General features: G+C 73.3%; 21 protein-coding genes and 3 tRNA genes. 14 read left to right on the forward strand and 10 right to left on the reverse strand.

The genetic code is table 11. The features are described from left to right. Positions 1–44: 44 nt before the first annotated feature. Positions 45–728, reverse strand: a complete 684-nt coding sequence (locus tag POF43_RS04910; RefSeq protein ID WP_271325962.1) for a DUF4397 domain-containing protein — start codon at positions 726–728, stop codon at positions 45–47. A 626-nt stretch (positions 729–1,354) separates the two neighbouring features. After that, positions 1,355–2,203, reverse strand: a complete 849-nt coding sequence (locus tag POF43_RS04915) for a diacylglycerol kinase (protein ID WP_271316226.1) — start codon at positions 2,201–2,203, stop codon at positions 1,355–1,357. Positions 2,204–2,338: 135 nt separating this feature from the next. Between POF43_RS04915 and POF43_RS04920 the strand changes: the two genes are divergently transcribed. The 4 genes from POF43_RS04920 (at position 2,339) to POF43_RS04935 (ending at position 6,670) form a co-directional block, all read left to right on the forward strand. Then, on the forward strand, positions 2,339–3,622 hold the full coding sequence (locus POF43_RS04920) for an adenylosuccinate synthase (protein WP_271316227.1): 1,284 nt from the start codon (positions 2,339–2,341) through the stop codon (positions 3,620–3,622). A 113-nt stretch (positions 3,623–3,735) separates the two neighbouring features. Further along, positions 3,736–5,106 carry an aspartate aminotransferase family protein gene (locus tag POF43_RS04925; RefSeq protein WP_271316228.1) on the forward strand — a complete coding sequence of 457 codons (1,371 nt, stop codon included), beginning with the start codon at positions 3,736–3,738 and terminating at the stop codon, positions 5,104–5,106. Between the two features lie 137 nt (positions 5,107–5,243). Further along, on the forward strand, positions 5,244–5,918 hold the full coding sequence (locus POF43_RS04930) for a GntR family transcriptional regulator (protein WP_271316229.1): 675 nt from the start codon (positions 5,244–5,246) through the stop codon (positions 5,916–5,918). Between the two features lie 101 nt (positions 5,919–6,019). Beyond that, positions 6,020–6,670: a putative DNA-mimic protein gene (locus POF43_RS04935; RefSeq protein ID WP_271324836.1), complete on the forward strand. Its 651-nt coding sequence runs from the start codon at positions 6,020–6,022 to the stop codon at positions 6,668–6,670. 107 nt (positions 6,671–6,777) lie between these two features. Here POF43_RS04935 and POF43_RS04940 read toward each other — a convergent pair whose 3' ends face one another. Continuing rightward, a complete protein-coding gene (locus tag POF43_RS04940) occupies positions 6,778–7,734 on the reverse strand; it encodes an SLATT domain-containing protein (protein WP_372515837.1) in 957 nt (318 codons plus the stop codon). 469 nt (positions 7,735–8,203) lie between these two features. Between POF43_RS04940 and purD the strand changes: the two genes are divergently transcribed. The 4 genes from purD to POF43_RS04960 all read left to right on the forward strand — a co-directional run bounded on the left by purD (position 8,204) and on the right by POF43_RS04960 (position 14,469). After that, positions 8,204–9,451 carry a phosphoribosylamine--glycine ligase gene (gene purD / locus POF43_RS04945; RefSeq protein ID WP_271318703.1) on the forward strand — a complete coding sequence of 416 codons (1,248 nt, stop codon included), beginning with the start codon at positions 8,204–8,206 and terminating at the stop codon, positions 9,449–9,451. 376 nt (positions 9,452–9,827) lie between these two features. Next, entirely contained in the window at positions 9,828–11,621 is a 1,794-nt protein-coding gene (locus POF43_RS04950; RefSeq protein WP_282704425.1) for a hypothetical protein, read from the forward strand. A 362-nt stretch (positions 11,622–11,983) separates the two neighbouring features. Beyond that, entirely contained in the window at positions 11,984–13,522 is a 1,539-nt protein-coding gene (locus POF43_RS04955; protein ID WP_271313878.1) for a N,N-dimethylformamidase beta subunit family domain-containing protein, read from the forward strand. A 47-nt stretch (positions 13,523–13,569) separates the two neighbouring features. Beyond that, entirely contained in the window at positions 13,570–14,469 is a 900-nt protein-coding gene (locus tag POF43_RS04960; protein WP_271313877.1) for a phosphoribosylaminoimidazolesuccinocarboxamide synthase, read from the forward strand. A gap of 142 nt (positions 14,470–14,611) precedes the next feature. On the opposite strand, the gene POF43_RS04965 is transcribed toward POF43_RS04960, so the two are convergent. From POF43_RS04965 to POF43_RS04985, 5 genes are all read right to left on the reverse strand, one after another. Further along, positions 14,612–15,889, reverse strand: coding sequence for an MFS transporter (locus POF43_RS04965; RefSeq protein ID WP_271322923.1), 1,278 nt, complete (start codon positions 15,887–15,889; stop codon positions 14,612–14,614). Between the two features lie 177 nt (positions 15,890–16,066). Continuing rightward, a tRNA-Gly gene (locus tag POF43_RS04970) sits at positions 16,067–16,142 on the reverse strand. 151 nt (positions 16,143–16,293) lie between these two features. Beyond that, positions 16,294–16,369, reverse strand: a tRNA-Gly gene (locus POF43_RS04975). Positions 16,370–16,448: 79 nt separating this feature from the next. Beyond that, positions 16,449–16,520 (reverse strand) — tRNA-Gly (locus tag POF43_RS04980). Positions 16,521–16,627: 107 nt separating this feature from the next. Then, positions 16,628–16,945, reverse strand: a complete 318-nt coding sequence (locus POF43_RS04985) for a histone-like nucleoid-structuring protein Lsr2 (RefSeq protein WP_271313875.1) — start codon at positions 16,943–16,945, stop codon at positions 16,628–16,630. Between the two features lie 325 nt (positions 16,946–17,270). Here POF43_RS04985 and purS point away from each other — a divergent pair, with 325 nt between their 5' ends. The 6 genes from purS to purM all read left to right on the forward strand — a co-directional run bounded on the left by purS (position 17,271) and on the right by purM (position 24,160). After that, positions 17,271–17,534, forward strand: coding sequence for a phosphoribosylformylglycinamidine synthase subunit PurS (purS, locus tag POF43_RS04990; RefSeq protein ID WP_271313874.1), 264 nt, complete (start codon positions 17,271–17,273; stop codon positions 17,532–17,534). Continuing rightward, positions 17,531–18,208, forward strand: coding sequence for a phosphoribosylformylglycinamidine synthase subunit PurQ (purQ, locus tag POF43_RS04995; RefSeq protein WP_271313873.1), 678 nt, complete (start codon positions 17,531–17,533; stop codon positions 18,206–18,208). Before purS ends, purQ begins: the two co-directional genes overlap by 4 nt. After that, positions 18,208–20,457, forward strand: a complete 2,250-nt coding sequence (gene purL, locus POF43_RS05000; protein WP_271322924.1) for a phosphoribosylformylglycinamidine synthase subunit PurL — start codon at positions 18,208–18,210, stop codon at positions 20,455–20,457. Before purQ ends, purL begins: the two co-directional genes overlap by 1 nt. A gap of 206 nt (positions 20,458–20,663) precedes the next feature. Beyond that, a complete protein-coding gene (locus tag POF43_RS05005; protein ID WP_271322925.1) occupies positions 20,664–21,431 on the forward strand; it encodes a maleylpyruvate isomerase family mycothiol-dependent enzyme in 768 nt (255 codons plus the stop codon). A 106-nt stretch (positions 21,432–21,537) separates the two neighbouring features. Next, complete coding sequence (purF, locus tag POF43_RS05010; RefSeq protein WP_271313870.1) at positions 21,538–23,055, forward strand: amidophosphoribosyltransferase; 1,518 nt, start codon at positions 21,538–21,540, stop codon at positions 23,053–23,055. Between the two features lie 37 nt (positions 23,056–23,092). Beyond that, on the forward strand, positions 23,093–24,160 hold the full coding sequence (gene purM, locus POF43_RS05015) for a phosphoribosylformylglycinamidine cyclo-ligase (RefSeq protein ID WP_271313869.1): 1,068 nt from the start codon (positions 23,093–23,095) through the stop codon (positions 24,158–24,160). Positions 24,161–24,235: 75 nt separating this feature from the next. Here the strand turns inward: purM and POF43_RS05020 are convergent, their stop codons facing one another. Then, positions 24,236–24,493 carry a DUF3073 domain-containing protein gene (locus tag POF43_RS05020; RefSeq protein ID WP_271313868.1) on the reverse strand — a complete coding sequence of 86 codons (258 nt, stop codon included), beginning with the start codon at positions 24,491–24,493 and terminating at the stop codon, positions 24,236–24,238. 252 nt (positions 24,494–24,745) lie between these two features. Next, positions 24,746–25,858, reverse strand: coding sequence for a Leu/Phe/Val dehydrogenase (locus POF43_RS05025; protein ID WP_271313867.1), 1,113 nt, complete (start codon positions 25,856–25,858; stop codon positions 24,746–24,748). Positions 25,859–26,089: the final 231 nt, after the last annotated feature.

The raw sequence follows: 26,089 nt of genomic DNA on the forward strand, positions 1-26,089 counted from the left end.
CCGCGGGGCACCCCTCGCAGGACTTCGCGCCGGCGGTGGCCTCGTCAGTGGGCCAGGGACTGCACCTTCAGGGCGAGGTCGCGGTTGTTGGCGCTGCCCCAGGCGTAGACGACGGTGTTGCTGCCGGCCGTCACGGTGTAGCGGGACGGGCCCAGGACGACCTTGTCGGTGCCGGTGAGGACGACGCTGGTGTTGATCGTGCCGGCCGGGACGTCCACCTGGGCCTGGCCCGGGTTCTTCAGGTCCTTGAACACCGTGCCGCCGTTGACCTTGACGTCCACCGCCGGAGCCGCCGCGACGTGCCGCACGGTGAGCCGCGCCTTGCCGGCCGGGACCGCGGAGACGTCGTTGCTGAAGGCGTTCAGCGCGGGCTGGCCGCCGGGGTTGAGGTTCGCCACCAAGGTGGAGTTCGAGCCGCTGGTGACGTCGACGCTGCGCTGGAGCAGCGGCGAGCTGCCGGGGGCCGAACCGGCGCGCAGGACCTTGATGTCGTACGTGCCCTGCGGCAGGTCGGTGGGCTGGGTGAGGCTGCCGGGCTTGAGGTCCGACAGCATTTTCTTGCCGTTGGCGTACACGTCGACCGTCATGCCCGGGATGCCGTGGAAGACGGAGATCTTCGCGGTGCCCGCGGTGGCGGCGTGCGGAGTGGCGGCGGCCGGTGCGACGGCGCCCAGCGACAGCAGACCGCTGGCGCCGAGCGCCAGCGTGGTCCTCGCGAGCTTGTTCATGTACTCGTCCCTTCGTCACTTGGTCCCCGAGCGGACCCCGGGCATGGCCGGGAGGAGGTACGGCGGAGGAGGTACGGCGGCGGACGGAGCCGGGGCACGCCGGCGCCGGCGCGGACGGCCTGACGCGGGGACGGCCCGGCGGACCGGGACGGCCCCGGCCCCCGCGGCCCCGGACGAGGCGATGGCGTGGACGTTCCGTGCCCGCGCCGTCACCCGAACGGCCCCAGATCACTGTCCCAAGGTCCAGACAGGTCGGCAACTCGCGCGGAAGACGCAGGTCACGGCGGTGCGGTCGGGTTCGGAGACGCGCGGCCGGGGTGGGCGAGGTGCGGAGGCGCGGAGGCGCGGGGTCCGGAGGCCCGGGGCGGCCCAGCGTGCGGCCGGATGCGGTCGGGGCGATCGACGTGCGGCCGGGAGCGATCGACGCGCCGCCGGCGTGCGGCCGGGGCCGGGGCCGGCCCACCGTGCGGCCCGGAGGCGGCCCACCGTGCGGAGCGGCCCACCGTGCGGACCGGTGCCGCCGGCGTACGGCCGACGCGCCGCCGGCGTGCGGCGCCCTGCGGCAGCCCCGGCACCCCGCGGCCGCCCCCGGCACCCCGCGGCAGCCCCCGGCGCCCCGCCGCGGGTCAGTCCTTGGCCGGCACCGTCAGACGCCACGCCGACGGGTGCACCGTCCAGGTGCGGTGCCGCACCGGGCCGCACACCGCCTCGTCGGCGCGGTAGCGGAAGTCCCGGCCGGAGACGCTGAACTCGTGGGCGGACAGCGTCGTGCGGTCGCCGGCCTGGTGGACCCGGACCAGTGCGAGACCGCCGTCGGGCGCGTCGACGCAGACCTGGTGGACCGGGCGGTCGAGGTCGGCCAGCAGCACACCGTCCGCCTCGACCCGCAGCAGGTGCTCCATCGGGTGCCCGTGCGGCCCCGACAGCGCCCGGGCCAGCGACCGCGCGCCGCGCTCCAGCCAGTGCCGTCGCGCGGCGCCGTCCCCGGACTCCGGCGGCCGGGCGTCGGCCGGCTCCGGCGCCGGCTCCGGGCGGCCGTCCACCCCGGGGATGCGCAGCGCGCCGACCACGATGCCGCCGCTGTCGTCCACCAGCAGGTCCAGCGCCCGCTCCGCCCCCTCCAGCGCGGCGCGGGCGGCCGGCGCGGCCGACAACGGCACCCCGAACCGCTCCGCGAGCCCCTGCGGCCGCCGGGGCCCCACCGGAACGTAGGACAGCGTCAGCTGCCCGAGCGTGCCCTCACTGCGCAGCGTCCGCACCGTGCGCAGCAGCGCCGCGTCGTCGCCGACCACCACCGGGCGGCGCCGGCCGCGGTGCCGCAGCATCCGCTCCCACTCGGCGACGGAATCGGGCAGACAGAATTTCAACGAGTCGGCGCCGGCCCGCAGGACGTCCTTCGCGATGCGCACCGATTCGCCGTCCAACGTGCGGGCCACCGGGTCTATGACGACAAGCAGCGGGGCATGAGCCGACACCTTGGTCCTCTCGGGTAAAATCTCGGTGCAAGAGCCCCTTGCGCCTTTGCGCCAGGGGCTTCGTCTATTCCGGGGCACCGAACCGACTGCTGCGACGCACGTTGGACATGCCCCGCCCGGAAGGGGTGTACGCCTGTGCCCGCACTTGTGCTGCTCGGTGCTCAGTGGGGTGACGAGGGCAAGGGGAAGGCCACCGACCTCCTCGGCGGCTCCGTCGACTACGTCGTCCGTTACCAGGGCGGCAACAACGCCGGCCACACCGTGGTGGTCGGCGACCAGAAGTACGCGCTCCACCTGTTGCCGTCCGGCATCCTGTCACCCGGATGCGTCCCCGTCATCGGCAACGGCGTCGTCGTCGACCCGGCCGTCCTGCTCTCCGAGCTGAGCGGGCTCCAGGGGCGCGGGGTCGACACCTCCCGCCTGCTGATCAGCGGCAACGCCCACCTGATCACGCCGTACCACCAGACCCTGGACAAGGTCACCGAACGCTTCCTGGGCACCCGCCGCATCGGCACCACCGGCCGCGGCATCGGCCCGAGTTACGCCGACAAGATCAACCGGGTCGGCGTGCGGGTGCAGGACCTGTTCGACGAGTCGATCCTGCGGCAGAAGGTCGAGGCCGCGCTCGGCGACAAGAACCAGATCCTGGTGAAGATCTTCAACCGCCGGGCGATCTCCACCGACCAGGTCGTCGAGGAGTACCTCGGCTACGCCGACCGGATCAAGGACTTCGTCACCGACACCACCCTGGTGCTCAACGACGCGCTGGACCAGGACAAGGTCGTGCTGCTGGAAGGCGGCCAGGGCACGCTGCTCGACGTCGACCACGGCACGTATCCCTTCGTGACCTCCTCCAACCCGACGGCCGGCGGCGCCTGCACCGGCTCCGGCATCGGCCCGACCCGCATCACCCGCGTCATCGGCATCCTCAAGGCGTACACCACCCGGGTCGGCTCGGGCCCGTTCCCGACCGAACTGCACGACGCGGACGGCGAGGCGCTGCGCCGGATCGGCGGCGAACGCGGCGTGACCACCGGCCGCGACCGGCGCTGCGGCTGGTTCGACGCGGTCATCGCCCGGTACGCCACCCGCGTCAACGGCCTGACCGACTTCTTCCTCACCAAGCTCGACGTGCTCACCGGCTGGGAACGCATCCCGGTCTGCGTCGCCTACGACATCGACGGCACCCGGGTGGAGGAACTGCCCTACAGCCAGACCGACTTCCACCACGCGAAGCCGATCTACGAAACGCTGCCGGGCTGGACCGAGGACATCAGCGCGGCGAAGACGTTCGAGGAGCTGCCGCCCAACGCGAAGGCGTACGTCAAGGCGCTGGAGGAGATGTCCGGCGCGCGGATCTCCGCCATCGGCGTCGGACCCGGCCGCAACGAGACCATCGAGATCAACTCCTTCCTCTGATCCGCCCGTTCGCACCCCCGGGCCGCCCACGCCGACACTGTGTCGCCGCGGGCGGCCCGGACCATACAGGGTGAAAGCTTCCCGGCTCCGCGTGCCGTGCCTACGCTGGCGCCATGACCACCCCTCGTGCCGACCACCAGCCCGACCCGGCCAAGGGCGCCGCCGTGAAGGCCGCCGACCGGGCCCATGTCTTCCACTCCTGGTCCGCCCAGGAGCTCATCGAGCCGCTGGCCGTGGCCGGCGCGCAGGGCTCCTACTTCTGGGACTACGACGGCAATACCTACCTGGACTTCTCCTCCGGGCTGGTCAACGCCAACATCGGCTACCAGCACCCGAAGGTGGTCGCCGCCATCCAGGAGCAGGCCGGCCGGATGACCACCTTCGCGCCCGCCTACGCCATCGACGTGCGCGCCGAGGCCGCCCGGCTGGTCGCCGAGCGCACCCCCGGTGACCTGGACAAGATCTTCTTCACCAACGGCGGCGCCGAGGCGGTGGAGAACGCCGTGCGGATGGCCCGGCTGCACACCGGCCGCCCCAAGGTGCTGTCCGCGTACCGCTCGTACCACGGCGCCACCTCCGGCGCGATCAACCTCACCGGCGACCCGCGCCGCTGGCCGTCGGACACCGCCTCGGCCGGCGTCGTGCACTTCTGGGGCCCCTACCCGTACCGCTCGCCGTTCCACTCCGACAGCCCCGAGCAGGAGTGCGAGCGGGCGCTGTCGCACCTGGCTGACCTGATCGCCTTCGAAGGACCGCAGTCGATCGCGGCGATCATCCTGGAGACCGTCGTCGGCACCGCCGGCGTGCTGGTCCCGCCGGAGGGCTACCTGGCGGGCGTCCGCGCGCTGTGCGACCGGTACGGCATCGTCTTCGTCCTCGACGAGGTGATGGCCGGCTTCGGCCGCACCGGCCGGTGGTTCGCCGCCGACCACTGGGACGTGGTGCCCGACCTGATGACCTTCGCCAAGGGCGTCAACTCCGGCTACGTGCCGCTCGGCGGGGTGGCCATCTCCGCCGAGATCGCCGCCACCTTCGCCACCCGCCCCTACCCCGGCGGCCTCACCTACTCCGGTCACCCGCTGGCCTGCGCCTCCGCCGTCGCCACCATCAACGCGATGCGCGAGGAGCGGATCGTGGAGAACGCCGCCGACCTGGGCGAACGCGTCATCGGCCCGGCGCTGCGCGAGATCGCCGACCGCCACCCCAGCGTCGGCGAGGTCCGCGGCATGGGCGTGTTCTGGGCGCTGGACCTGGTGCGCAGCAAGGAGACCCGCGAACCGCTGGTGCCCTACAACCCCAGCGCCGCCGACAACGCCCCGATGGGCGCGTTCGCCGCCGCCTGCAAGAAGAACGGACTGTGGCCGTTCGTGAACATGAACCGCACCCACGTCGTACCGCCGTGCACCATCACCGAGGCCGAGGCCAAGGAGGGCCTGGCCATCCTCGACGAGGCGCTGACCACGGCCGACGGGTTCACCGTCTGACCCCGGCCCCCGCCGCCCGCCGTACCGCACGGGACGGGTCCCGGCCGCCGCCCGGCCGGGACCCCGCCCGTTCCTCGGTATGTTGTCCGGAACCTGCCGCCCGGCGAGATCCGCCGCGGGCCGGTCGAGGAGGCGGAATGTCCGGCGTGACGCCGGTACGGCGCAGCAGCCTGCGACAGCAGATCGCCGACGCGCTGCGCGACGAGGTGCTGACCGGCCGGCTCGCCGCCGGACGGCACTTCACGGTGAAGCAGATCGCCGAGCTGTACGGCGTGTCGGCCACCCCGGTCCGCGAGGCGCTGGTGGACCTGGCCGCGCAGGGCCTGCTCGACGTCGAACACCACCGCGGCTTCCAGGTGCGCGCCTTCTCCGACGAGGACTACCGCGGCATCGTCGAGGCCCGCACCCTGGTCACCGACGGCCTGCTGCGCCGGATGGCCGACCTCGGCCCGGTCTTCGCCCCGGAACGCCTCGCCTCGGTCCACCGCCGGGCCGAGGCCGCGGCCGCCGCCGCCCGGGCCGGCACCATCGACGTGCTGATCGGCTGCGACCTGCGCTTCTGGCGGGAACTCGCGCTGCTGGCCGGCAACGCCCACCTCACCGACTTCCTCGACCGGCTGCGCGTGCAGTCCTGGGTCTACGCGGTTCCCCACCTGCGCCGGGTCCCCACCCTCGCCGGCGTCTTCTGGACCGGGCACGTACCGCTGGCGCAGGCCGTCGGCGACGGTGACGCCGGCACCGCCCGGCGCATCGTCGCCGAGTACAACGGCCACACCCTGGACGCCATGCGGGAGCTGGCGGCCGGCCGCTGACGGCCCGTCGCACGGCGGTCGGCCGGTGGTCCTGACGGGACGGTGCTCGGCGGCTACGCTGGGCAGTTCCCGCCAGCAACCCTCGATGACGTGGAGAGCCCGTGGCCTGTGACCTGTGGCTGGTCCCCCTGGTGGACGTGCTGTGCCACAGTCCCGACAACCCGTTCGCCGACGAGATCGCCTCGTTCGACAAGGCCCTGAACGAGGTCGGCCTGCCCTCGGTGCCGGTCTACCGCTACATGCCGGGCGTCTCCGGCGACGTCGCGCCGGTGGCCGGCTTCGACTACGCGGACCTGCACCTGCTGCGCCGCGTCCACCTGCTGGGCGTGTGCGGCCTGGAAGTGACACCGACCGGTGAACTCGGCTCGGACTACCAGCAGTTGCTGGAGATGTTCCAGTCCGCCGCCGAGCAGTCCCACCTGGTGTGGCACTACGACAACGCCGGCGCCTACCTCCCGCTGGACTTCGCCGCGCCGGTCGCCAACGACGAACTGCTGGCCGGCGGCGGCCCGCTCGGGTCGAGCCACGGGCTGCTGCGCGAACTGCTCGCGGTCGCCCCGGCGATCGGCATCGACCCGGCCAACCCGCCGGCCGCCCCGGCCCCGCCGGAGCGCCCCACCGAACTGGAGGAACCCGCCCGCCCGGTGCCGTCCGACGGCAGCCCCTTCACCCGCGAACGCCACGTCTGGCTCGGCCTGCACGCGGCGGTCACCCGCAGCCTCGCGCAGAGCTCCATGATCATCTTCAGCTAGACCGCGCCGCTCGCCGCTCGCCAACTGCCGCTCGCCAACTGCCGCTCGCCGACTGCCCGCCTGACCGGCTGACCGCTGCCGCCCGACCGGCCGGGCGGCGCGATCGGCTAGCGGCCCGGGCTCTCCGGCGGGCGCTGGCGCGGCATGCTGGGGCGGCCGGTGGCGGGCGGCAGCGGGAAACGGGCCGCCGGGCGCCCGTCGTCGCGGCGGTGCCAGCCGCCGGCCGACTGGGTGCGCAGCGGGCCGCCGCCGGCGTGGAACTCCACCATCCACTCGGCCGTCTCGCCCCGGACCAGCTCGGTGACGTCCTCGCAGAACCGGCGCAGCACCGTCAGGCAGCGCTCCGCCGCCTCGCTGGCGGTGCCGTCCGCCGGGCCCAGCACCTCGCGCACGCTCTCCGACGCCCAGTCGAACCGCAGCGCCTCCAGCCGCCGCCGGACCGCCTGCGCGGTGGCCACGTCCCGCATCCACCCCGACGACAGCCCGAACCACCGGTCGAACCCGGCGCCGAGCGCCGCCGCCAGCAGCCCGAGGTCCCCCCACACCGCTGCCGACCGGCCCGCGTCGCCCGACGACCCGGCGGCCAGCGCCAGCAGCGGCAGCGCCACCGCGACGGCCACCCCGGCCAGCGTCACCGCCCGGGCCAGCCGCGCCAGCCGCCGCTTCCACAGCCGGTCCGCCAGATACCACTCGGCGGTGCGCGACGCGTCCTGCTCGGCCCAGCGGTACAACTCCGCCAGCCGGGCCGCCGGATCACCCCAGTCGCCCTGCGGGAAGGGCGCGCCGGCCAGGTCGCCGGCCCGGTCCCGCAGCCGGCCGCGCCGGTAGCCGCCGCCCGGCCAGCCCCCGGACCGCCCGCCGGGCCAGCCGCCGTCCCACCGCCCCGGCACCGGGCCGCCGAACGCCACCGGCCCGCCCGGTCCCCGGCCCAGCGGCCACGCGTTGCCCACGCCGTACGGCTGGCCGGGGACGCCGTGGCCCGCCGGGGTGCCGCCAACGCCGCCCGGGCCGCCGGGGACGCCCTCCTGAGGGCCTCCTTCGGGGTGCTTGTCCGGTTGGCTCACCCGTGAACTCCCTCACCCGTCCGCCGGGACCGATCAACGCGGCCGACGATCAGGCCGCGTGGCCCCGAAGTTCCCTTCATACCGCCATCCGGTGGACCGGATGAGCCTCTTGCACCGTGAACCCCCCGAAGGGGCCGTCCTCGCCGGTGCCCGGCCCCGTCCGGCCTCACCCGAAAGAGTGAGCACCGGCGCGGGGCCCCGGCGCACCGCCCCTCCGGAGCGCACCCACCCCGCCCGGCCCGGTGCCGCGGACCACCCCGCGCCCCCTGCGCCGGCCCCGATCGCGTCCCGCCCGCCACCCGTGCCGTCCCCCGTCCGCGTCCCGCCCGCCACCCGCGCCGTCCCCCCCTCCGCGTCCCGCCCGCCGGCCGCGCCGTCCCACCCTCCGCGTCCCGTCCGCCACCCGCGCCGTCCCACCCATCGGACGCCGTCGGCGGAGCGGTCCCCGGGGCCGACTACCCTGGCCCGCGTGAAGGTCCTCGTAATCGGCGGTGGCGCCCGCGAACACGCCCTGTGCCGCGCTCTGTCCCTCGACCCCGGTGTGACGTCGCTGCACTGCGCCCCCGGCAACGCCGGCACGGCCCAGGTGGCCCAGTCGCACCCGGTCGACGCTCTCGACGGCACCGCGGTCGCCGCGCTCGCCACCCGGCTGGACGCCGACCTGGTCGTGGTCGGCCCGGAGGCGCCGCTGGTCGCCGGGGTCGCCGACGCGGTCCGCTCGGTCGGCATCCCCTGCTTCGGCCCGTCGAAGGAGGCCGCCGAACTGGAGGGCTCCAAGGCGTTCGCCAAGGAGGTCATGGCGGCCGCCGGCGTCCCCACCGCGCGCAGCTACGTGTGCGTCACGCCCGAGGAGGCCGACGCCGCCCTCGACGCGTTCGGCCCGCCCTACGTCGTCAAGGACGACGGACTGGCGGCCGGCAAGGGCGTCGTGGTCACCGGCGACCTGCGCGAGGCGCGCGAGCACGCGGTGGCCTGCGGGCGCGTCGTCATCGAGGAGTTCCTCGACGGCCCCGAGGTCTCGCTGTTCGCGGTGACCGACGGCGTCACCGTGCTGCCGTTGCAGCCGGCCCAGGACTTCAAGCGCGCCCTCGACGCCGACCAGGGGCCCAACACCGGCGGCATGGGCGCCTACTCGCCGCTGCCGTGGAGCGACCCCAAGCTGGTCGAGGAGGTGCTGGACAGCGTGCTCCAGCCCACCGTCGACGAACTGCGCCGCCGCGGCACCCCCTTCAGCGGCCTGCTGTACGCCGGGCTCGCGCTGACCTCGCGCGGCGTGCGGGTCATCGAGTTCAACGCCCGGTTCGGCGACCCGGAGACCCAGGTCGTGCTGGCCCGGCTCAGGACCCCGCTCGGCGGCCTGCTGCTGCACGCCGCCACCGGCCGCCTCGCCGACCACCCCGGCCTGCGCTGGAGCGACGGCTCGGCCGTCACCGTGGTCATCGCCTCGCACAACTACCCCGGCACCCCGCGCACCGGCGACCCGATCGGCGGCCTGCCGGACGCCGCGGCCGACGAGCACACCTACGTCCACCACGCCGGCACCGCGCACGACGCCGACGGCCGGGTGGTCAGCGCCGGCGGCCGGGTGCTGTCGGTCACCGCGACCGGCCCGGACCTCACCACCGCCCGCGACCGCGCCTACGCCGGCGTCGGCCGGATCACCCTGGACGGCTCACACCACCGCACCGACATCGCCCGGGACGCCGCCCGCGGCTGACCGGAGCAACCCCCGCCACCCCCGTGACCGGCGGCCCGACCCCGGTGTCCGCCCGCCCCCGGAGCGACTGCGCAGCGTGTTCGCCCGGTCGCCAGCCGTAGCCAAAGCCATTCAATCGGGTGAGCCCTTCCGCTATCCGGCTGACGCGGCCCGCGACCCGAACTAGGGTGCCCGGCAAGTGGACTCCGGTGCCCCGGACGGATGTGTCCGGGGCACTGAGGCAACTGGCCCTCCCGGCATTGCGATGTCGGGAGCCTTTGCCACAGTGGGGGCATGAGCCAACGCCGTCGGCGTCCGCTGTCGTCTCAGCTGTATCAGCTTGGGGGTGAACAGCTCGGTGGCCGGTAAAGACGCAGCACGTGTCCGTGCCCTCGCGGTGCTCCGCGTCCGGAGCGCCGCGCTGGCGCTCGCCCTGTCGCCCGCCGCGGTCGCGGTGGTGCTGCTGGGTGCCGTCGCGACCGGGCACACCGGTGGCGCCGTCTGGCACGTCCTGCGCTGGGCGGCGGTGCTGGTCGCCGTCCTGGCGCTGCTGGCCGGCGCCGCGGTCGCGGCGGTCGTCACCCGGGCCAGACCCGCGGTCAGCCCGACCGTCCCGGTGCCGGAGGAGTCCGCGCCGGAGCTGTACCGCCTGGTCCGCGACCTGGCCGGCCGGCTCGACGTGCCGGTGCCGTCCGCGATAGCCCTCACCCCGGACTGCGACAGCTGGCTGGAGGACCGCAGCCACCCCGGCCACACCGGCGGCACCGGCCTGCCCCGCACCGCCGCCCGCCGCCGCGCCGCCGGCGAACCGGCGCCGGTGCTGGTCATCGGCTCACCGTTCATCTGGTGGATGCGGGTCGCCGAACTGCGCGCCCTGCTCGCCCCGGTGGTGGCCGGCACCGGCCCGGCCACCGACCCCGACATAGCGGCCGCCCGCCGCTTCGTCCGCGGCCTGGACGCCGCCGTCGCGGTCTGCGCCCCCGGCGGCCTCGACGCGCCGGCGGCCCTCACCGTGCCGCTGCGCCCGGCGCTGGCGCTGGTCGGCCGGCTCGCCCGGCTGATGCTGCGCGGCTGCCGCACGCACATCGCCGAGATGGAACGCGCGGTGGCCGCCGCCGCCTCGGAGAACGCCCAGACCGTCGACTACGGCCTGCGGATCGTCGCCCAGGAGCAGGTGGGCCTGGCCTACGCCGGCTGGGACCGGCTGCTGACCCGGGTCGCGCTGCCCGCCTGGCGGATGGGCCGCTGGCCGTCCCGGCTGGACGTCGGCGTGGTCTGCGCGCTGACCGAACTGTCCCGCCGCGACCGGCTGGCGGAGGGCTTCGAGACCCGGCTGGGGGAACGCCCGGCCTGCGATCTGCTGGAGTCGCCCGGCGCCGTCGACGAGGCCACCTCGCTGCTGGCCGCCCGCCTCTTCCACGGCGGCCCGGCCCGCCCCGGCCCCGCCTGGGCGCCGGTGAGCTGGGAGGCGTACCCGCGGGACGTGGTGGACCGCGGCTGGCGCACCGACGCCGCCCGCCTGCACCGGGTGCTGGACGAGCCCTCCGGCGCCGCACCGGAACCCGGCGCCCCGCCCACCGGTGCCCTCGCCGCCTACCCGCCCGCCGGGTCCGCCCCCGCCACCTCGCCGCCCGCCGGTGCCGTCGCCGCGGCGCCCCCGGGCCGAGGCGCTCTCGCCGCCGCGCCCGCCGGGGTGCCGTCCGCCGTGGCGTCCGCCGACCCGGCCGCCCCCGGGCCCGTCACGCTGGCCCGGGTGCTGGACCGGCTGGCGCGCGGCGGCAGCGAGGAGCTGGCCGCCCGGCTCACCGCCTGCCAGCAGCGCGACGAGCTGCGCCGCGAGGAGGAACTCGCCGCCGCGACCGCGGGCGCCGGTGACCCCGGCGACGGTGCCGGAGTCGGCCCGGAGGCCGAACCGCCCACCCCCGTCTACCAGTTGCTGCCCCCGCGCGGCGGCCGGGACCTGCTGGCCGACCACGTCACCGCGATGGTCTGCTGCGCCGCCGTCGACACCGCGGGCGCGGTGCCCGGCCTGGACTGGCTCGACGGCCCGGCGCTCCTGGTCGGCGGCGTCCGCCGCTGCGACCTCGCCCAGCCCGTGCAGTGCCTGGTCGAGCACGGCGACCCCGCGCCGCTGCGCGCCTGGCTGGCCGCCGTCGGCGTCCGCCTGGAGCAGCCGGTCCGACTGGTCTGAACCGCCGCCCCGGCCCGTTGGGGCAGCCCGGGGGACGGCGGTCCGCACCGGCGACGACGGGCCGCACGGAGGACGGGGGCCCGCACCGGCGACGACGGGCCGCACCGGGGACTGCCGTCCGCACCGGCGACCGCGGGCCGCGCCGGGCCGGCCGCCGCGCCCATCGACCACCGCCCTTCCGGCCGTTCGGTATGTGAGTAACGTCACGACTTCGTCACGCTTGGCCGGTAATAAGGCATCTGGCCGGGAATCCGTTCCGATAATTAGCCACGATGGGTGATGGAAGCGCTGCTTTGTGTGATCTGCTGGTGGTCCGCGGTGGTTTTCGTGACATTCGGCCGTTCGCGAGGAGGGGGAGACAGGTGAGCCTGGATCAGATCCGGCGCTGGGACTCGGGTGCGCTCGCGCACGGCGTGAACGACCCCTTCGGCCAGGGGCCGCTGCCCTGGCTGCGCGAACGCGAGCACTACCTGGAGGGCTCAGGACAGCTGCTGCCCTGGTACGTCGACCTGGCCGCCATCGACGGCGGCCGCACCGGCACCCGCACGCTGCCCGCCCAGCGCACCGCCCGCAGCAGACGCGAGCCCGGACCGCACAACGCCGACGACGTGGGCCTTCAGATCAAGGGGTACACCGCCTGCTCCTCGGTCGAACCCGGCGGCGCGGTCGACTTCCACGTCACCGTCAATCCCGCGCAGCAGTTCCTGGTCGACGTCTACCGGATCGGCGCCTACGACGGCGGCGCCGGCCAGATCACCACCAGCCCCCGGCTGTCCGGCATCGTCCAGTGCCCGCCGCTGACGGCCGGGCGCACCGTCTCGTGCCACAACTGGTGGCAGTCCTGGCGGCTCCAGATCCCCACCCTGTGGCGGCCCGGCGCCTACGTGGCCGTGCTGACCACCGCCGACGGCTACCGCAGCCACGTGCCGTTCACCGTGCGCTCGCCCGAGCCCGCCGACCTGCTGCTCGTGCTGCCCGACGTCACCTGGCAGGCGTACAACCTCTACCCGGAGAACGGCCGCACCGGCGCCAGCCTCTACCACGCCTGGGACGAGCACGGCGGGCTGCTGGGCGAGGAGTCCGCGGCCGTCACCGTCTCCTTCGACCGGCCCTACGCCGGCGCCGGCCTGCCGCTGCACGTCGGCCACGCCTACGACTTCATCCGCTGGGCCGAGCGCGAGGGCTACGACCTGGCCTACGCCGGCGCCCGCGACCTGCACGCCGGCCGGGTCGACCCCACCCGCTACCGGGGCCTGGTCTTCCCCGGCCACGACGAGTACTGGACCGTCGCCATGCGCCGCGCCGCCGAACGCGCCCGCGCCCACGGCACCTCGCTGGTCTTCCTGTCCGCCAACACCATGTACTGGCAGGTCTCGCTGGCCCCCTCGCCCAGCGGCGCCCCCGACCGGCTCATGATGTGCCGCAAGCGCCGCCCCGACGCCCGCGGCCGCAGCGCCCTGTGGCGCGACCTGGGCGAGCCCGAACAGGGCCTGCTCGGCGTCCAGTACGCCGGCCGGGTCCCGGAACCGTGCCCCATGGTGGTCCGCAACGCCGGCCACTGGCTGTGGCAGGACACCGGCGCCGGGGAGAACGACGAGCTGCCCGGCCTGGTCGCCGGCGAGGCCGACCGCTACTTCCCGCGCACCGCGCTGCCGGAGTACACCGAACGCATGCTGCTCGCCCACTCCCCGTACGAGGACGGCACCGGCGCCCTCACCCACCAGGAGACCTCGCTGTACCGCGCGCCCAGCGGCGCCTACGTCTTCGCCTCCGGCACCTTCGCCTGGTCACCGGCGCTGGACCGGCCCGGCCACGTCGACCGCCGCGTCCAGCGCGCCACCGCCAACCTGCTGGACCGCGTCACCGGCCGCACCCGACCCGCCGCGCCCGGGCCGCGGTGAGGTGCGCGAGAATCGACGCTGTTCGTCGGAACCACCGTGGAGGAAGCGTGTCCGGATTCGTGGAAAAGCCCGAACCCGTCGAGGTGCCGGGCCTGACCCATCTGCACACCGGCAAGGTCCGTGACCTCTACCGGGACGCCGACGGCCACCTGGTGATGGTCGCCAGCGACCGGATCTCCGCGTACGACTGGGTGCTGCCCACCGCCATCCCCGACAAGGGCCGGGTGCTGACCCGGCTGTCGCTGTGGTGGTTCGACCAGCTGACCGACCTGTGCCCCAACCACGTGGTCTCCACCGACCTGCCGGCCGGCGCCCCCGCCGACTGGGCGGGCCGCACCACGGTCGTCAAGGCCCTCACCATGGTCCCGGTCGAGTGCGTCGCCCGCGGCTACCTCACCGGGTCCGGCCTGACCGAGTACGAGGCGACCCGCACGGTCTGCGGGCTCGCGCTGCCCGAGGGCCTGGCCGACGGCTCGCAGCTCCCGGCGCCGATCTTCACCCCCGCCACCAAGGCCGAGGTCGGCGAGCACGACGAGAACGTCTCGTTCGAGGTGGTCGCCCACCAGGTCGGCGCCGAGACCGCGGCCACCCTGCGGCAGCTGACGACCGCCGTCTACGCCCGGGCCCGCGACATCGCCCGCGAGCGCGGCATCATCCTGGCCGACACCAAGTTCGAGTTCGGCTTCGACGGCGACGAACTCGTCCTGGGCGACGAGGTCCTCACCCCCGACTCCTCCCGCTTCTGGCCCGCCGACACCTGGCAGCCCGGCCGCGCCCAGCCCAGCTTCGACAAGCAGTACGTCCGCGACTGGCTCACCTCTGCCGCCTCCGGCTGGGACCGCGCGGCCGAGGTCCCGCCGCCCCCGCTGCCCGCCGACGTGGTCACCGCCACCCGCGCCAAGTACATCGAGGCCTACGAGCGCCTGACCGGCCTGACCTGGCAGTGACCTCCCGCGGTCCCCGCACGGCCGCGGCCGGCCGGACCGCGCCCGCGCCGCCGCCGGGGACGGCCCGCCCGCGCCGGCGCGACGACGAAGGACGCCACCCCGCCAGGCGGTGGCGTCCTTCGTCGCGACGGTGCCCGGCCGATCACATGGCCGGCTCCGGCGCGGTGCCCGACTCCGGTGCCCCGGTCGCCGTGTCGTCCGCCCGGCCGAACCGCTGGCCGCGGGCCTCCTTGCCGACGGCCGTCAGCAGCACGACCAGCAGCAGGGTCGGGATGATCGTCACCATCAGCGCGGTCGGATAGCTGTAGCGGGTGGCCAGCCACTCCTGGAGCGGCAGGTTCAGCGCGGCGATCAGGTTGCCGAGCTGGTAGGTCACCCCCGGGTAGAAACCGCGGATCTTGTCCGGGCTCAGCTCGTTCAGGTGCGCCGGGATCACGCCCCAGGCGCCCTGGACGCACATCTGCATCAGGAACGAACCCAGCGCCAGCCAGCCGGCCGACGTCGAATAGGCGAACAGCGGCACGATCGGCAGGCCGATCACCGCCGCCACGACGATCACCCGGCGCCGTCCGAAGCGTTCCGAATAACCGCCCATCAGCGGGCCGCCGATCATCGCCCCGATGTTGTAGACGATGGCGATGACGATCGCGGTGTCCGGCGTCATCCCCAGGCCCTTCTTGATGAAGGTCGGATAGACGTCCTGGGTGCCGTGCGACATCAGGTTGAACGCGGTCATCAGCAGGACCAGATAACCGAACCGGCGCAGCACCTTGGGGTCCTTGAAGATCTCCCGCACCGGCGTGTCGTTGAGCCGGACGGTGCGTTCCCACGCCTCGGACTCGCCGACCTTGGTCCGCACGTACAGCGCGACCAGCGCCGGCACCAGGCTGAACGCGAACATCCCGCGCCAGCCGAAGTGCGGCTCGATGAACAAGAAGGCGAGCGCGGCGATCAGGTAGCCGAAGGAGTAACCGCTCTGCAGCACCCCGGACCAGAAACCGCGCTTGGCCACCGGGATCTTCTCCATCGCCAGCGCCGCGCCCAGACCCCACTCGCCGCCCATGCCGACGCCGTACAGCAGCCGCAGCAGCAGCAGGATCGTGTAGTTGGGCGCGAACGCGCACGCGAAACCGACGACGGAGTAGAACATCACGTCCACCATCAGCGGCGTCCGGCGGCCGCGTTTGTCCGCCCACAGGCCGAAGACGAACGCGCCCACCGGCCGCATGACCAGGGTGACCGTGGTCAGGAACGCCATGTCGGTCAGCGAGACGTGGAAGTCGTCGGCGATCTCGCTGTAGACGAGCACCACGAGGAAATAGTCGAAGGCGTCCATCGTCCAGCCCAGGTAGGCCGCGAGGAACGCGTTGCGCTGGTCCTTGGTCAGGCCACGCGCCTGCTCCCGCACCGTAGTCAGCATCTGCGGAAGCTATGTCCGGGTTGCGGAGGTGTCAACGGCCCCTGGGAGCCGTGATCCCCGGCTTCGCCCGGATCGGTGCGGAATGGCGGCGCGGCCCGGCACCGAAGCTTCACCCCGGCTCCACGACGTCCGCACAACGACGAAGGGCCCGGTCTGCCGACCGGGCCCTTCGATCTCTGGAGCGGACGACGGGATTCGAACCCGCGACCCTCACCTTGGCAAGGTGATGCTCTACCAACTGAGCCACGTCCGCGTGCGCTGTGACCACGTCATCATAACCACGGCCCCCCGGCCGTCCGGCACCCGCCACCGCCGGGCCGTGTCGCGCGCCGGCAACCAGGGCGCGACCACCGGTACCACGGCACGACGAAGGGCCCGGTCAGCCGACCGGGCCCTTCGATTCCTGGAGCGGACGACGGGATTCGAACCCGCGACCCTCACCTTGGCAAGGTGATGCTCTACCAACTGAGCCACGTCCGCATTGCCTCCGAACGGCTTTCACCGTCCGGCGCGCTGGCTACTCTACCTGATCCGTTGGACCAGGTAGAACGGCCAGTCGAGCGGGTGACAGGAATCGCACACTGCGCCTCCCCTTTGGAAAAGGGGCGCTCTACTACTGAGCTACACCCGCGCGGTCCGGTTGGCCCGGCCTTTCGGCCTTGCCCCTCGGCGTGTTCCAGACTCTAGCGGATCACCGGGGGCTGCTGTCCAATCGGCCGCTTCGACCGGCCGTCAGGCTCAACTCGCCGATTCGAAGGCCTCGTAGACCTTCTTGGGGATGCGGCCGCGCGGCGGCACCTCCATGCCGTTGGACCGGGCCCAGGCGCGCACCGCGGCCGGGTCCGGCGCGACCGCGGTGCGCTGGAAGGTCTTGCCGGAGCGGCTGCGGCGGCGGCCGGCCTCCAGATAGGGACCGAGCGCGGCCCGCAGCTTGCCGGCGTTGTCGCTGGACAGATCGATCTCGTAGGCCTTGCCGTCAAGGCCGAACGCCACCGTCTCGGCGGCTTCGCCGCCGTCGATGTCGTCGGAGAGTGTGACCACCACGCGCTGCGCCATGGATTCTGTCCTTTCGTCCCGCCACGATCCGCCGGGAACGCTCGAAACGTCCCCGGTACCCGGTGTGCCGTGCGGGTATATGCCGTAGCCGACGGTTGTTGTCAATGAGTTTTCGTATGAAGCGAGCGGATTATCGCGTGCGGAAGTGACCGCATTTTCCACGGCGGACGGACCGCAATCGGGACCATACGGTTTTCCTGCTCCGATTCCCAAGAGGTTACCCCGGTCGATGCATAACCGTGACGGGGTGACAGCTATATCTATGCGTGTAGATTCTGTGGCCGGGTACCCTGAGGACACTTCACCTAGCACCACACCCCCGGGAGTGCCAGTGGCACGCGTCGTCGTCGACGTCATGCTCAAGCCGGAAATCCTCGACCCCCAGGGCCAGGCGGTATCGCGCGCCCTCGTCCGCCTGGGCTTCGACGGGATCTCCGATGTACGGCAGGGCAAGCGCTTCGAGCTGGAGGTCGAAGGGCCCGTCGATGACGACGCCCTCGGCCGTATTCACAAGATCGCGGAGAGTTTTCTGGCCAACACCGTGATCGAGGACTTCACCGTCCGCGTCGAGAACGGCGACGCCTCGTGACCGCTCGCATCGGAGTCGTCACCTTCCCCGGTTCGCTCGACGACCGCGACGCGCTGCGCGCGGTGCGGCTGGCCGGCGCCGAACCCGTCGCGCTGTGGCACCGTGAGAAGGATCTCCAGCAGGTCGACGGCGTCGTCCTGCCCGGCGGTTTCAGTTACGGCGACTACCTGCGCTGTGGCGCGATCTCGCGGTTCTCCCCGATCATGGAGATGATCATCGAGGGCGCGAAGGAGGGTCTTCCGGTTCTGGGCATCTGCAACGGATTCCAGATCCTGTGTGAATCGCATCTCCTGCCCGGTGCGCTCACCCGGAATGACCATTTGCACTTCATCTGCCGCGACCAGAAGCTCCGGGTCGAGAACAACTCCACCGCCTGGACGTCATCGTACGAAAAGGGCCAGGAGATCACTGTTCCGCTGAAGAACGGTGAAGGCGGCTATATCGCCGACGAGCGCACCCTGGACATGCTGGAGGCCGAGGGGCGGGTGGTGGCCCGGTACCTGGAGCTGAACCCCAACGGATCGCGCCGCGACATCGCCGGTGTCAGCAACGCCGCCGGCAACGTCGTGGGCCTCATGCCGCACCCCGAGCACGCCGTCGAGCCGCTCACCGGCCCGACCACCGAAGGGCTCGGCTTCTTCACGTCGATCCTCAAGCAGTTGGTGAACGTCTGATGATTCTCGACACCACTGAGCACGCCGCCAAGACGCCCGACACCCCGCTGCCCTGGGCCGAACTCGGCCTGAAGCCCGACGAGTACGAGCGCGTGGTGGAGATCCTCGGCCGCCGCCCGACCGGCGCCGAACTCGCCATGTACTCGGTGATGTGGTCCGAGCACTGCTCGTACAAGTCCAGCAAGGTCCACCTGCGCCAGTTCGGCGAGAAGGCCCCGGCCTCCGACACCATGCTCGTCGGCATCGGCGAGAACGCCGGCGTGGTCGATGTCGGCCAGGGCTACGCGGTCACCTTCAAGATCGAGTCGCACAACCACCCCTCGTACATCGAGCCGTACCAGGGCGCCGCGACCGGCGTCGGCGGCATCGTCCGCGACATCCTCGCGATGGGCGCCCGCCCGGTCGCCGTCATGGACCCGCTGCGGTTCGGCGCCGCCGACCACCCCGACACCCGGCGCGTGCTGCCCGGCGTGGTGGCCGGCATCGGCGGCTACGGCAACTGCCTGGGCCTGCCCAACATCGGCGGCGAGGTCGTCTTCGACCCCTGCTACCAGGGCAACCCGCTGGTCAACGCGCTGTGCGTGGGGGTCATGCGGCACGAGGACATCCACCTCGCCAAGGCCTCCGGCACCGGCAACAAGGTCATCCTCTACGGCGCCCGCACCGGCGGCGACGGCATCGGCGGCGTGTCGGTGCTGGCCTCGGAGACCTTCGACAGCACCGGCCCGGCCAAGCGGCCCGCGGTGCAGGTCGGCGACCCGTTCCAGGAGAAGCTGCTCATCGAGTGCACCCTGGAGGTCTTCGCCGAGAAGCTGGTCGTCGGCATCCAGGACCTCGGCGGCGCCGGGCTGTCCTGCGCCACCAGCGAACTGGCCTCGGCCGGCTCCGGCGGCATGCGCGTCGAGCTCGACACCGTCCCGCTGCGCGACTCCTCGCTCTCCCCCGAGGAGATCCTGATGAGCGAGTCGCAGGAGCGCATGTGCGCGATCGTCGAACCGGGGCACGTCGACCGGTTCATGGAGATCTGCGAGAAGTGGGACGTCATCGCCACCGTCATCGGTGAGGTGACCGACGGCGAGCGGCTGGAGATCTACTGGCACGGCGAGCAGATCGTCGACGTGCCGCCGCGGACCGTCGCCCACGAGGGCCCGGTCTACCAGCGGCCCTACGCCCGCCCCGACTGGCAGGACGCCCTCCAGGCCGACGACCCGTCGAAGCTGGCCCGCCCGGCCGGCGGCGACGAGCTGCGCGCGGCCGTCCTGGCGCTGGTCTCCAGCCCCAACCAGGCGTCCAAGGCGTGGATCACCGGCCAGTACGACCGCTACGTCCTGGGCAACACCGTGCTGGCCCAGCCCGAGGACTCCGGCATGATCCGCATCGACGAGGAGACCAACCTCGGCGTCGCGGTGGCCACCGACGGCAACGGCCGGTTCGCCAAGCTCGACCCGTACACCGGTGCGCAGCTGGCGCTGGCCGAGGCGTTCCGCAACGTCGCCGCCACCGGCGCCCGGCCGCTCGCGGTCTCCGACTGCCTCAACTTCGGCTCGCCCGAGGACCCGGCCGTCATGTGGCAGTTCGCCGAGGCCACCCGCGGCCTGGCCGACGGCTGCCTGGCGCTGGGCACCCCGGTCACCGGCGGCAACGTCTCGCTGTACAACCAGACCGGCGACACCGCGATCCACCCGACCCCGGTGGTCGCCGTGCTCGGGGTCATCGACGACGTCACCCGCCGCACCCCGATCGCCTTCGCCGAGCAGGGCCAGCTGGTCTACCTGCTGGGCGAGACGCGCGACGAGTTCGGCGGCTCCGCCTGGGCCCAGGTCGCCCACGACCACCTCGGCGGGCTGCCGCCGGCGGTGGACCTGGAGCGGGAGAAGCTGCTGGCCGAGATCCTCATCTCCGGCTCCCGCGACGGCATGATCGACGCCGCCCACGACCTGTCCGACGGCGGACTGGTCCAGGCGCTCGCCGAGTCCTGCCTGCGCGGCGGCAACGGCGCCCGGATCGTGGTGCCGGACGGCGTGGACGCGTTCACCCTGCTGTTCTCGGAGTCGGCCGGCCGCGCGGTCGTCGCGGTGCCGCGCAGCGAGGAACTGCGGTTCACCGACATGTGCGGCGCCCGCGGACTGCCCGCCACCCGGATCGGTGTGGTGGACGGCGACGCGCTGGACGTGCAGGGCGAGTTCACCCTGCCGCTGACCGAGCTGCTCGCGGCCCACGAGGCCACGCTCCCGGCGATCATCGCCTGACGCACGGCGCTCCCGGCGGCCCCGCGAACCCCTGGTGGTGCGCGGGGCCGCTGTCGTATCCGCGCACGGGTCCTGCGGGGCAGTTGTCGTATCCGCGACGGTTGGCGGGGCCGGCCTGTCGTATCCGCCACGGTGCACGGGCCCGCGCTGCCGTATCCGCGACGGTTCACCGGCCGCTGTCCTACCCGCGCATTAATCTCGACCGCATGCCGCCGCGAACCCGCAGAGCCCGCGTCCACGACCCGGTGAAGACCCGTGCCGCACTGCTGGCGCAGGCCGCCGCGGTGCGGGACGCGGTCGCCGGGCTGGACCCGGCCGCCCTCGCGCTGCCGACCCGGCTGCCGGGCTGGACGGTGCGGGACCTGGCCGGCCACGTCGCGTCGCAGGTCGAGACGCTGCACGAGGCGCCGCCCGGCCGACCGGAGCAGGGCGCGGCGGACCCGGACCCGGCCGCCCGGCTGGCGTCGGCGGTGGCCGCGCTGGAGCGGGCGCCGGCCGGCCCGCCCGCCGACCCGACGGTGCGGGTGCCGCCCGGGAGCACGACCGCCGCCGGCCTCGTGGTGGGCCGGCTCGTCGAGCTCACCGTGCACGCCGACGACCTGGCCGCCGCCACCGGTGCCGCCGTGCCGCTGGACCGGCAGGCGCTGGCGTCCACCGTGCGGGTGCTGGCCGACGCGCTGGCCGAGCGGGCCCCCGGCAACGCGGTCGAGGTCCGGGTGCCGCCGTTCGCCGCCGTGCAGTGCCTCCCCGGCCCCCGGCACACCCGCGGCACCCCGCCCAACGTCGTCGAGACCGACCCGGTCACCTGGCTGCGGCTGGCCACCGGGCGTGTCGCATGGGCCGCCGCGCTGGCCGACGCCGCGGTCTCGGCCGGCGGCGAGCGGGCCGACCTCACCGGGTACCTGCCGGTGCCGGGCCGGCCGCTGTGCGTGGCGGAGGCGGGGTTGCCGGGGGCCGGGCCTGACAGACGGTGACCCCGCCGGCGCGTTGCGGTGCGCGGCGGCCGTGATTCTCGCCTCACCTGCCGGCCGGGCCGCCGCGCGGGTCCGGTCGGCGGGGGACCTGCCATAGACTCAAGACGTGCCACGTGGAGACGGACGACTGAGCCACGATCTCCTTCCCGGTGAGAAGGGCCCCCAGGACGCTTGCGGCGTCTTCGGTGTCTGGGCTCCGGGAGAAGAGGTCGCGAAGCTGACCTATTTCGGACTGTACGCGCTGCAACACCGGGGTCAGGAGTCTGCCGGGATCGCGGTGAGCAACGGCTCGCAGATCCTGGTCTTCAAGGACATGGGGCTTGTCTCCCAGGTCTTTGACGAGACTTCCCTCGGATCCCTCAGAGGCCATATCGCGGTGGGCCACGCCCGCTACTCCACCACCGGAGCCTCGGTGTGGGAGAACGCCCAGCCGACGTTCCGTGCGACCGCGCACGGCTCGATCGCGCTCGGCCACAACGGCAACCTGGTCAACACCGCCGAACTCGCCGAGATGGCCGCCCGCCTGCCGCAGACGGACGGCCGCGCGACCCGGGTCGCGGCGACCAACGACACCGACCTGGTGACCGCCCTGCTGGCCGGCCAGACCGACGAGGACGGCTCCCCGCTGCCCCTGGAGGAAGCCGCCCGCCGGGTGCTGCCCCAGGTCAAGGGCGCCTTCTGCCTGGTCTACATGGACGAGCAGACCCTGTACGCGGCCCGTGACCCGCAGGGCATCCGCCCGCTGGTGCTGGGCCGGCTGGAACGCGGCTGGGTCGTCGCCTCGGAGAGCGCGGCGCTGGACATCTGCGGCGCCAGCTTCGTGCGCGAGGTGGAACCCGGCGAGCTGATCGCCATCGACGAGAACGGCGTGCGCTCCTCGCACTTCGCCGAGCCGGCCCCCAAGGGCTGCGTCTTCGAGTACGTCTACCTCGCCCGCCCCGACACCGACATCGCCGGGCGCAACGTCTACCTCTCGCGGGTCGAGATGGGCCGCCGGCTGGCCAAGGAGGCGCCGGTCGACGCCGACCTGGTGATACCGACCCCGGAGTCCGGCACGCCGGCCGCGGTCGGCTACGCCGAGGCCAGCGGCATCCCGTACGGCTCGGGCCTGGTGAAGAACTCCTACGTGGGCCGCACCTTCATCCAGCCCTCGCAGACCATCCGCCAGCTCGGCATCCGGCTCAAGCTCAACCCGCTCAAGGAAGTCATCCGGGGCAAGCGGCTGGTCGTCGTCGACGACTCCATCGTGCGCGGCAACACCCAGCGCGCCCTGGTGCGCATGCTGCGCGAGGCCGGCGCCCTGGAGGTCCACGTGCGGATCTCCTCGCCGCCGGTGAAGTGGCCGTGCTTCTTCGGCATCGACTTCGCCACCCGGGCCGAGCTGATCGCCAACGGCATGACGGTCGACGAGATCGGCAAGTCGCTCGGCGCGGACTCGCTGTCGTACATCTCGATCGACGCGATGGTCGAGGCGACCACCATCGCCAAGCCGAACCTGTGCCGCGCCTGCTTCGACGGTGAGTACCCGATGGAGCTGCCCGACCCGGAACTGCTGGGCAAGCAGCTCCTGGAGACCGAACTGGCCGGCGGCACGTCCGCGGCCGACGCGCTCCGCCGTCCCTGACCGGCGCCGCCGGACCCGACACGAAGGTTCCTCTGCCATGTCTGAGACAACGGGCGGCGGCGCGTCCTACGCGGCCGCCGGCGTCGACATCGAGGCCGGCGACCGCGCCGTCCAGCTGATGAAGGAGTGGGTCCGCAAGGCCACCCGCCCCGAGGTGGTCGGCTCCATCGGCGGCTTCGCCGGGCTGTTCGACGCCTCCGCCCTCAAGCGGTACCAGCGCCCGCTGCTGGCCTCGGCCACCGACGGCGTCGGCACCAAGGTCGACATCGCCCGCCGGATGGGCGTCTACGACACCATCGGCCACGACCTGGTCGGCATGGTCGTCGACGACCTGGTGGTCTGCGGTGCCGAACCGCTGTTCATGACCGACTACGTGTGCGTCGGCAAGGTCTTCCCCGAGCGGGTCGCCGCCATCGTCAAGGGCATCGCCGAGGGCTGCGTGCTGGCCGGCTGCGCGCTGGTCGGCGGCGAGACCGCCGAGCACCCCGGCCTGCTGGGCCAGGACGAGTTCGACGTGGCCGGCGCCGGCACCGGCGTGGTCGAGGCCGATCAACTGCTGGGCGCCGACCGCATCCGGACGGGTGACGTGCTGATCGCCATGGCGTCTTCCGGACTTCACTCGAACGGGTACTCGCTGGTACGGCATGTGGTCTTCGACCGGGCCGGCTGGGCGCTGGACCGCGAGGTACCGGAACTCGGCCGCACCCTGGGCGAGGAACTGCTGGAGCCCACCAGGATCTACTCGCTGGACTGCCTGGCCCTCACCCGCGCCTGCGAGGTGCACGCCTTCTCGCACGTCACCGGCGGCGGCCTGGCGGCCAACCTGGCCCGGGTCGTGCCGGACCACCTGACCGCCGTGGTGGACCGCGGCAGCTGGACGCCCGACCCGGTCTTCACCCTGGTCGGCTCGCTCGGCGAGGTCACCCGCCCGGAGCTGGAGAAGACGCTGAACATGGGCGTCGGCATGATCGCCGTCGTCGCGGCCGAGGCGGCCGACGTGGCGCTGGCGGTGCTCGCCGACCGCGGCGTGGACGCCTGGGTGGCCGGCACCGTCACCGACCGGACCGCCGAAGCGGTCACCATGACCGGCGACTACGCCTCGTAACCGGACGTCACGCCGCACGGGCGCGACGAAACCCGGTCCGGGCGGGGCCCGGACCGGGTGAACGAGACAGAGGCGTCAAGCGCGACGGCGTTGCGGCGAGGGCTCGGAGTCCTCGTCGTCGTCGTCCTCGTCGTTGTAGCGATCCGCGTACTGTGCGTACGGGTCGTCGTCATTGTCCAGCTCATCGTCCTCAACCGGCTCCGGTGGTTTCACCGGATGGCTCGACGATGCGCCCAGCTCCTCGGCCAGACGTGAGAGATCTGTTCCGCCGCTGTTGTACTTCAGCTGGCGGGCGACCTTTGTCTGCTTGGCCTTGGCCCGGCCGCGCCCCATGGCTCGACCCCCTCAACGGCGGGGCTCGACGGCCCCGAGTCTTGACACGCGTATCTGATATGAATCGGCCTTCATGGCGAAGACCGGTCCGTAAGGCTTCAACGGTACCTGCTTCCGCGCTCGCACGGTACGTCGCCCGCATGACGCGCGTCGAGACAGACACCATCGAAGACCTTGTCCTGGCTGGTCAGCTGTGATTTTACCTTCTTCTGCCAGCAGGGTGCGGCCGGGGCGTGGTACGGGTCACCCGCGTCATGCCACGGTGGGCCGCAGCCAGCTCTCGGCGGGGGTGCGGTCGGCCATCCGCTGCTCGGCCAGCCGGTCGGCGGCGGCGGCCGGCGGGATGCCGTCGGCCGCGGCGCGTTCGAAGATCGCCAGCGTGGTGTCGTAGATCTTCGCGGCCTTGGCCCGGGCCCGGTCGAAATCGAATCCGTGCAGCTCGTCGGCGACCTGGATGACGCCACCGGCGTTGACGACGTAGTCGGGCGCGTAGAGGATCCCGCGGTCGGCGAGGTCCTTCTCCACTCCCGGGTGGGCCAGTTGGTTGTTGGCCGCTCCGCAGACCACCGTGGCGGTGAGCACGGGAACCGTGTCGTCGTTCAGCGCGCCGCCGAGGGCGCAGGGGGCGTACACGTCGAGGCCGGCGCGGATCAGCGCGCCGGTGCCGTCGGCCACCTCCACCCCGGGGTGCCGCTCGCACACCGCGGCGACCGCCTCGGCCCGCACGTCGGTGACCACCACGGTGGCACCGTCGGCCAGCAGGTGCTCCACCAGGTGGTGGCCGACCTTGCCGATGCCCGCGATGCCCACCCGGCGGCCGGCCAGCGTCGGCTCGCCCCACAGGGTCCTGGCGCTGGCGCGCATGCCCTGGAAGACGCCGTAGGCGGTCAGCACCGAGGAGTCGCCGGCGCCGCCGTTCTGCGGGGAGCGGCCGGTGGTCCACGGGTTCTCGGTGGCGACCACGTCCATGTCGGCCACGTAGGTGCCGACGTCGCACGCCGTCACGTAGCGGCCGCCCAGGGTGGCCACGAAACGGCCGTAGGCGCGCAGCAGTTCGGGCGTCTTGTCGGTGGCCGGGTCGCCGATGATGACGCCCTTGCCGCCGCCGTGGTCCAGCCCGGCCAGCGCGTTCTTGTAGCTCATGCCGCGGGCGAGGTTGAGCGCGTCCTCGACGGCCGCGTCGTCACTCGGGTACGGGAAGAACCGGGTGCCGCCGAGGCCGGGGCCCAGCGCGGTGGAGTGCAGGGCGATGACGGCGCGCAGCCCGCTCGCCCGGTCCTGGCACAGAACGACCTGCTCGTGCCCGCCCTGCTCCGATCGGAACAGCTTGGAGACCACGGATTCCCGTGGAGGTACGTCGGTCACGGTGGTGACTCCCGAGGAGAGGTGCGCCCTCCAGGAGGGTGGGGAGGGCCTGGTGACGACAGCGTAGGCCCCATGGCCGGTTCCGGCCCACGTGCCGGCGGGTACCTCTCCCGGACGGGTGACGCCCGTGGGACGATGCGGCGTACCTGTGCGTGTCCCCTGATTCGGGAACGGGTTCGCGGGGGACGACAGGGGGAGACGGCAGGCGGGCGGGACCGTGCACGGACCGGC

It is taken from the genome of Streptantibioticus silvisoli, assembly GCF_027947535.2.
Taxonomy (GTDB): Bacteria; Actinomycetota; Actinomycetes; order Streptomycetales; family Streptomycetaceae; genus Streptantibioticus_C; species Streptantibioticus_C silvisoli.